The organism is Paenibacillus pasadenensis (genome assembly GCF_002864175.1).
GTDB classification, from domain to species: Bacteria; Bacillota; Bacilli; order Paenibacillales; family Paenibacillaceae; genus Paenibacillus_O; species Paenibacillus_O pasadenensis.
This window is the reverse complement of record NZ_NFEZ01000004.1, coordinates 712360-720000: the sequence shown is the minus strand read 5'-3', so window position 1 is coordinate 720000 and position 7641 is coordinate 712360. Positions and strand designations below refer to the sequence as shown.

Annotated in this window: 9 protein-coding genes (1 of these 9 only partly in view); 1 reads left to right on the top strand and 8 read right to left on the bottom strand. The window is 58.9% G+C overall.

Annotated elements, in window-relative coordinates; all coding sequences use genetic code 11:
* Positions 1–365, top strand: the 3' portion of a protein-coding gene (gene gerD, locus B8V81_RS12815; protein WP_028598230.1) for a spore germination lipoprotein GerD. It extends 343 nt beyond the left edge of the window; the window shows 365 of its 708 coding nt (coding positions 344–708); the start codon falls outside the window, past its left edge; its stop codon occupies positions 363–365.
* A 75-nt stretch (positions 366–440) separates the two neighbouring features.
* On the opposite strand, the gene B8V81_RS12810 is transcribed toward gerD, so the two are convergent.
* The 8 genes from B8V81_RS12810 to truA form a co-directional block, all read right to left on the bottom strand.
* Positions 441–1556 carry an Mrp/NBP35 family ATP-binding protein gene (locus B8V81_RS12810; RefSeq protein ID WP_101808487.1) on the bottom strand — a complete coding sequence of 372 codons (1116 nt, stop codon included), beginning with the start codon at positions 1554–1556 and terminating at the stop codon, positions 441–443.
* 105 nt (positions 1557–1661) lie between these two features.
* The gene (cwlD, locus tag B8V81_RS12805; protein WP_052333084.1) at positions 1662–2489 is read right to left on the bottom strand and encodes an N-acetylmuramoyl-L-alanine amidase CwlD; all 828 of its coding nucleotides are present in this window, start codon (positions 2487–2489) and stop codon (positions 1662–1664) included.
* Between the two features lie 116 nt (positions 2490–2605).
* On the bottom strand, positions 2606–3775 hold the full coding sequence (gene sat / locus B8V81_RS12800; protein WP_101808486.1) for a sulfate adenylyltransferase: 1170 nt from the start codon (positions 3773–3775) through the stop codon (positions 2606–2608).
* 23 nt (positions 3776–3798) lie between these two features.
* Entirely contained in the window at positions 3799–4491 is a 693-nt protein-coding gene (locus B8V81_RS12795) for a phosphoadenylyl-sulfate reductase (protein WP_028598227.1), read from the bottom strand.
* Positions 4492–4643: 152 nt separating this feature from the next.
* Complete coding sequence (locus B8V81_RS12790) at positions 4644–5621, bottom strand: nucleoside hydrolase (RefSeq protein ID WP_028598226.1); 978 nt, start codon at positions 5619–5621, stop codon at positions 4644–4646.
* A gap of 134 nt (positions 5622–5755) precedes the next feature.
* The gene (rpsI, locus tag B8V81_RS12785) at positions 5756–6148 is read right to left on the bottom strand and encodes a 30S ribosomal protein S9 (protein WP_028598225.1); all 393 of its coding nucleotides are present in this window, start codon (positions 6146–6148) and stop codon (positions 5756–5758) included.
* 18 nt (positions 6149–6166) lie between these two features.
* Positions 6167–6604 (bottom strand): 50S ribosomal protein L13, encoded by a 438-nt coding sequence (gene rplM, locus B8V81_RS12780; protein ID WP_028598224.1) that lies wholly within the window; start codon positions 6602–6604, stop codon positions 6167–6169.
* Positions 6605–6794: 190 nt separating this feature from the next.
* Positions 6795–7550: a tRNA pseudouridine(38-40) synthase TruA gene (gene truA, locus B8V81_RS12775; protein WP_028598223.1), complete on the bottom strand. Its 756-nt coding sequence runs from the start codon at positions 7548–7550 to the stop codon at positions 6795–6797.
* Positions 7551–7641 lie beyond the last annotated feature (91 nt).

The window sequence follows — 7641 nt, the reverse complement described above, 5'->3', positions numbered from 1 at the left end:
AGGCGGTCAACAAGCAGAACAAGGATATCCATAAGGAGCTCATGAAGGACCCGGCATATCAGAAAGAGCTCATTGCCGCCATGAAGACGCCGGAAATGGACAAGATGATTCTTGAGGTGCTGATGAGCGGCCAGTATCGCAAGCAGGTCATGACGATCATGCAGGAGTCGATGTCCAATCCGCTCTTCCGCGTGGAGATTTTGGATCTGCTGAAAAAGGCCGTTCAGGAAGAGCTGCGCGTCAAGCCGGAGGAGAAGGTCGATACGAAGTCCTCTTCGGGAAGCGGCCAGGAAGGCGGGAGCGGCGGAGAAGAAGGCGGCGGCGAGGAAGGCAGCGAGGAGAGCAGCGAAGAATCGTCGACGTAGGCTCATGCGGGCTTGAATGCAAAAGCAGTCCCCTACCCGAGGGGACTGCTTTTTTCACGATATAGGCGGGCGGGCTTACCAGGTCCGGGCGATGACCCGGTCGGCCAGCTCCAGGTAGAGCTGTCCCGTTTCGGTTTCGGCTTTGTAGACGGAAGGGGAAAAGTCCGGCTCCGACACATGGTTATCCGGCGCGCCAAGCGGAATCTGCGCCAGCAAATCGGTGTGGAGGTTTTCCGCGAGGCGGGCTCCTCCCCCTTTGCCGAACACATATTCCTTTTCGCCCGTCGATGGGCTCAAGTAATACGACATGTTCTCCACGACGCCGAGAATCTCATGCTCCGTGTGCAGCGCCATCGCGCCGGCACGGGCGGCGACGAACGCCGCTGTCGCATGCGGAGTCGTCACGATGATCTCCTTGCTCTGCGGGAGGATCTGATGCACGTCGAGAGCGACGTCGCCCGTGCCAGGCGGCAGGTCGAGCAGCAGGTAATCCAGCTCTCCCCACTCGACTTCTTGGAAAAAGTTGCGCAGCATGCGGCCGAGCATCGGCCCGCGCCATACGATCGGGCTGTTGTCCTCGACGAAAAAGCCCATCGAGATGACCTTGACGCCGAAGCGCTCGATCGGCTGAATGCGGCCGTCGACGACTTCCGGCCGCTCCTCGATGCCCATCATGTCAGGCACGCTGAAGCCGTAGATGTCGGCGTCGACGAGTCCGACGCGCTTGCCCCTGCGGGCCAGCGCCACCGCGAGGTTGACGGTGACGGTCGATTTGCCGACGCCGCCCTTGCCGCTGGCGATGGCGATGAATTCCGTGCCGCTCTCCGCGGAGAGCAGCGGCACGCCCTCCAGGCCCGCCCCGTGGCCTCGCACGGGGGCGGCGCCTGCAGCGCCTGGCGCGGCGGCAGCGCTCGGCGCCGCGCCAGGGGAGGCCCCGGCAGGGGCGGCAGGCTGCGCCGCCGCTGCCGGGGCTTCCAGGGGCCGGAACCGCAGATGCGCGGTCTCGGCCCCTGCCTGCGCGAGCGCTTCGCGCAGCGCGGCTTCCAGCGGCGCGCGCTCGGCGCCGCTCGGGACGAGGACCGTCAGCGAAGCTTGACGGTCCTTGGCCATAATGTCGCGGACGGTCGTTCCGTCCGCGAAGCGAGCCGTGACAGCATTCACGGCTTCCAATACTTGTTCGCGTGTGAGCATAGTTGCGGTCTCCACCTTCCGGCATGCATCGAAGCGGCGGACTTTCGCGCCGGCCGCTTCGAATGGGTATGCTCCTAGTATAGCATACCGGAAGCTCCGCTTTCCTTACGGCCGCGCCGCCTTGTCCGTCGTTCCGGCTGGACGCTCGCCGCTGCTGTAACGCAGGATCCCCTTGTAGATGGAGGCCGCGACCTGCCGCTGGTACGTGCCGTCGGCCAGCCGCGCCGCTTCTCCGGGATGGGAAAGGAATCCGACCTCGACAAGAGCGCTTGGAGCCGTCTTGACCGCCTTGAGGAGATAAACCGTATTCGGCGCCTTGGCCGCGGAACGATTCGTATTGGCCAGATTGAGCCTGATCTCGTCTTGGATCAGATAGGCAAGCGCCGGGTTGCCCTCATGGTTCGGATAATAGAACGTCTGCGCCCCGGACCATCTGGGCGAGGGGATGCTGTTCATGTGGATGCTGACCATGAGATCGGCCTTCTTCTCCTCCACGAAGCGCGCTCTGGCGACGAGATCTTCCGTCTTGCGGCTTTTGTATCCTTTGGTCTCCGCTCCCGCCAGATCCTGATCCCCTTCCCTCGTCACATAGACGATCGCGCCGGCTTGCTGCAAATAATCCCGCAGCTGAAGCGCGATCGCCAGATTGAGGTCTTTTTCGATCAGCCCGCTCTTGCTGACCGCCCCGCCGTCAGGACCGCCATGCCCGGCGTCAAGCACGACCGTCTTGCCGCTGAGCGGAAGCGTCCAAGTCGTTCCGATGCTGGCCGAAGGCAGCTGCGTCAGCAGCAGTCCGCCGAGGACAAGCAGCATCAGCGAGGCGAGTCCGATTCGGGACCAGCCGCGCGAGCTGATCCAGACGACGAGCCGTCGACGAGTCGGATACAGTCCATGCCTTCCTTCCCGGCCTATTTTATCTCGAACGTCCTGCATAATAAAAAACACCCCATCCCGCGTCGATGATCGGCTCAGGCTTATCCAAGCCTATCGCTATCATCCACTATATGGGACAGGGTGCTGCTTCATGCCTCGAACAGGGGCGCTGCCGCTTAGGAATGCGCCGGCTGCTCCTGCATGCCCTCGATCAGGATCTGCGCGACCTCGGGCCGGGAGAACTCCGGAGGCGGGCAAATGCCGGCGCGCAGCATCTCGCGGACTTTGGTGCCGGACAGCGCGACATGCTCCGACTTGTCATGCGGACACGTTTTGCTGGTCGCCATGTTGCCGCATTTCCTGCAGAAGAAGCTGTGCTCGAAATAAAGCGGCGTAATGTCGAGATCCTCGGCCGCGAACGTCTTGAGCAGCTCCTGCGCCTCGTACGTGCCGTAGTAGTCGCCTACGCCCGCATGATCGCGTCCGACAATGAAATGCGTGCAGCCGTAATTCTTGCGCACGAGCGCATGGAAGATCGCTTCGCGCGGCCCGGCATAGCGCATCGCTGCAGGAAAGACGCCAAGGAACGTGCGGCTCTCCGGATAGTAATTTTCCAGAAGCGCCACATAGCTCTTCATACGGACGTTGGCCGGCACGTCATCCGACTTCGTCTCTCCGACGAGCGGGTTCAGGAATAGGCCGTCTACGATCTCCATCGCGCATTTTTGAATGAATTCATGGGCGCGGTGGACCGGGTTGCGGGTTTGGAAGCCGACGACGGTTTTCCAGCCTTTTTCGGCGAAGATGCGACGGGTATCGCTCGGACTGAAATAAAACTCGCCGAACTTCTCCGGCTGCGGACGGTTCAGGACGGTGATCGGACCGCCCACGTACGTGCTGGAGCGGGAGAACAGCTTTTTGACGCCGGGATGCTCCAGATCGTCCGTCTTGAACACCTGCACCGCTTCGCGGCGCTGATCGACGGTGTAGATGCTTGCCACGTCGAGCAGGCCATAAACGACGCCATCCTCGCCCTTCAGCGCGACCCGCTGGCCGATCTTCAGCTCGGCTGCCGTCTGCTCGTCGATCGGAAGCGTAATTGGAATGCTCCAGACGATGCCGCTTTCGAGCCGCATCCGTTCGACGACTGAATGGTAATCGGCCTCCGTGAGGAAGCCCTCCAGCGGGGAAAAGGCTCCGACGCCGATCAGATCCAGATCGGAGACGGTCCAGCTGTCTACCGTCAGGCTTGTGAGCTGACTTGCTTCCACGAGCAGCTGCTCCCGCTGCTCGCCGGCGGCGATCCGGTTGACGAGTACTCCGCCATGGGGCTTGATGCTAGACATGATTCCGTTATCCTCCCTTGGGCTCACTTGTGCAGGCCGCATTCGGTTTTGTCGCTGCCCGACCAGCGTCCCGCGCGCGGGTCTTCGCCCGGCGCGACCTGACGCGTGCACTGCTCGCAGCCGATGCTCGGGAAGTTGCGGTCATGGAGCGGGTTGTAGATGATGTCGTTGCTGCGGATATAGTCCCATACATCGTCCGAAGTCCAATGGGCGATCGGATTGAACTTGACGAGGCCGAATTTCGTGTCGTATTCGATCTTTTTCGCGTTGGCGCGAGTCGGAGCCTGGTCACGGCGAATGCCGGTAATCCACGCCTCGTATTGCGAAAGGATGCGCGTCAGCGGCTCGACCTTGCGAATGTTGCAGCAGGCGTTCGGATCGCTTTTCCACAGCTCCGCGCCATGCTGAGCCGCTTGCTCCTCCGGCGTGAGCACCGGCTTCACCTGGACGAAACGGATCCCGTAGCGCTGCTCCATGCGATCGCGCGTTTCATACGTTTCCTTGAAGTGGTAATCCGTATCGAGATAAAAAACATCCGTCTTCGGGCTTACTTTGTGCAGCATGTCGACCAGCACGACATCTTCCGCTCCAAAGCTGCAAGCAAACGTTATATTGGGAAACGTCTCGACGGCAAATTTCAGGATCTCCTCCGGCGATGCGGTTTCAAGCTTCACGGCTTGTTCGGCGATCAGCGCCTCTTTTTCCAGCAAGTTCAATGTCCGGTCCCCTCCCCTATGTTAAAACCAAGTAAGTCCGTATGGTTTTAATTATACGGGGTAGACCTCTAATGTTCAATTGCTTAATTGAGGGCAAAATGGCCGAATTTCCGCGTCAGATAAGGATTCTTTATCCTCTGGATAAGGCGTCCTTATACGATTCGATACACTCCGTCACGGTCGGCGCCCCGAGCCAGATCGGTCAAATAACGGAAGAAGGCCTCCGGATCGACATCGTCGACGACAGTTACGATTCGTCCGCCCTCGGAAGGGATGGTCCTTCCCTGCGATGGACCATCCGCCAGGACATCGCAAGCCACTTCATGAGAAGAGACCAGCTCGGGCTTGCCGATGATGGCGGTCGTCAGCACATCCCACAGGTAGTACGTGGAATTGGTCGCGAAATGCACTAGCGGCGGAACGGTCGCGTAGCATTGGCCGAGGAAATCGATGCCCTCGAATCGGCGCAGCTGCGCCCACTCTTTGCGCGTGTCTACTGTCAGCGGAACTTTGTTCGTGCTTTCCAGAGCGACCATCTCGATCTTGATGCCGCTATCCCATACCCGCTTGGCCGCCTCCGGATCCCAGAACGCGTTCCACTCCGCCGTTCCGTCATGCTCCGGTTCATGCACGTTCCCGTCCGGGAGGAACGTTCCGCCCATCCAGTACAGCTTCTCGATCTTGGCTTCGATCGAAGGATCGGCGTCCAGCGCGCGAGCCAGGTCGGTAAGCGGGCCGGTGAACAGCAGCGTCGCCTTTTCCGGGCACTTCGACACCTTTTCGATCAAATCCAGATGCGCCGGCTTGGCGGCTTCCTTCGTCACGACATCGGAGCGCTCGTTGAGCAGCGGCAGCGCGTCGACATAGAACGCATGCATCCTCCAGTCTTTCGGAAACGGATTTTTCCCCCTCGAATTGCTGCGCGCCACTTCAAGTCCCTTGAGCTCGGCACGCCCGTAACGGTCGATGATCTTGCGACTGGCGGAAACGGCTGGCTCGACATAACAGTCCGCATCAATGACCGACACTCCGATCAGGTCGACTTGCTCCATCTGCAGCAAAAGAAAAAGCGAGACGAGGTCGTCTACGCCTCCGTCATGGTTGAAATAAACCGGCAAAGCTTTTGTCATCGTATGTACCTCCCGTGATGTTGGTCGTTCGCAAAAGGACAAGACTGCATCCTGTCTTATTATAGCCTGCCCATAAAACCCTGTCGAAAAAGAAAAAGCCTTTCCCGATGAATCGGGAAAGGCTGTACGTTCGATTAACGTTTGGAGAACTGAGGAGCACGGCGAGCTGCTTTCAGGCCGTATTTCTTCCGTTCTTTCATACGTGGGTCGCGCGTCAGGAAACCAGCGCGCTTCAGAGATGGACGGAACTCCGGATCTGCCTTCAGCAGAGCGCGGGAGATGCCGTGACGAATCGCGCCAGCTTGGCCGGAAGTGCCTCCGCCATGCGCAAGTACGATGATGTCGTATTTGCCGACAGTTTCGGTCAGAACGAGCGGTTGCTTCACGATCAGCTTGAGCGTTTCGAGACCGAAGTACTCGTCCAGCTCGCGCTTGTTGATGATGATGCGTCCTTCACCCGGCACGAGACGTACGCGTGCTACGGAGTGTTTACGACGACCAGTGCCATAGTATTGGACTTGAGCCATTGTAGGGTCCTCCTTCGATTAACCGCGCAGCTCGTAAGCTACCGGATTTTGAGCTTGGTGCGGATGCTCCGAACCAGCGTATACTTTCAGCTTCAGCTTCATTTTGTCGCCCAGACGGTTTTTCGGCAGCATGCCGTGTACCGCATATTCCACAAGGGATTCCGGCTTCTTTTTCAGCTGATCTTTGGCAGGCGTAACTTTCAGGCCGCCCGGATGCATGGAGTGACGGTAGTAGTTCTTGTCATTCCATTTGTTGCCCGTCAGGACGATCTTCTCTGCGTTGATGACGACGACGAAATCGCCCGTGTCAACGTGAGGCGTGAATTGAGGCTTGTGCTTGCCGCGGATCAGGCTGGCGACTTCGCTGGCCAGACGGCCGAGCGTTTGGCCGGATGCGTCGACGACGTGCCAGTTGCGTTGGACTTCGTTCGTCTTCGCCATATAAGTGGTGCGCATGGGAGATCCTCCTTCAATGGTTGGCTTTCGTTTATGGTCAATCTTCGGTTACAGTTCGTAGTCATGTTGGATGCTGCTTGTCTTGCCTATTTCATGGATGTAGGTGCAATTCTTATGCGGGGCTGTGGGAGAGCCAATAAGAAAGCACAAGTTATATATTACAATAAAGGAGAGCCCAGCGCAAGGATTTTTACTTCTCCGCATCGCCATATTCGACATTGATCAACGTCAGTCCGTGAGCGACCGCAGTCGGTCCCGCCAGCAGACGATTCCGTCCCTGCAGCATGCCTGGAATCGCAGCCGGGGCAATCTTGCCTTGTCCGACATGGATGAGCGTGCCGGCTATGATCCGCACCATATTGTAAAGGAAGCCGTTGCCCGTCAAATAAAGCTCCAGCCGCTTTTCCTCTTCCTTCAGCACAGCGCTGTATATCGTCCTCACGTGAGACTTCTCGTCGGCATGATTGGTCGTGAACGAGGTGAAGTCATGCTCGCCTTGCAAATGACGGAGAGCCTCGCGCATCGCAGCGACATCCAGCTTGGGGGAAGGATGATGGAATTCGAAGTTCCGGCGAAACACGTCGTGGAACTTTCCCGTGCAGATCGAGTAGCGGTACGTCTTGCGCTTGGCCGAGAACCGGGAATGAAAAGCATCGGGAACTTCCGCCGCCGACTCCACGACCCGAATATCTTCGGGCAGACGGCTGTTGAGCGCAAGCGCCCACCGTTCGACCGCGATTCGGGAGTCGGTATGGAAATTGAAAACTTGGCCCTCCGCATGCACGCGCGCATCCGTCCTTCCGGATCCGATGATCCTCGTCCGGGTTCCGGTGAGCGTCTCGATCGCCGACTCGATGATGTCCTGGATCGTGTTGCCTCCCGGCTGCGTCTGGAATCCGTTGTAGCGAGTTCCATCGTAGGCGATCTTCATCCGAATGTTTCGCAAGCCGCATTCTCTCCTTGCTGCAATCTACTCCTTGAGCTTGTCCATGAACCCGATTATGGACAAAAGAAAAAAGGTGGCCTCATCGGTCCAC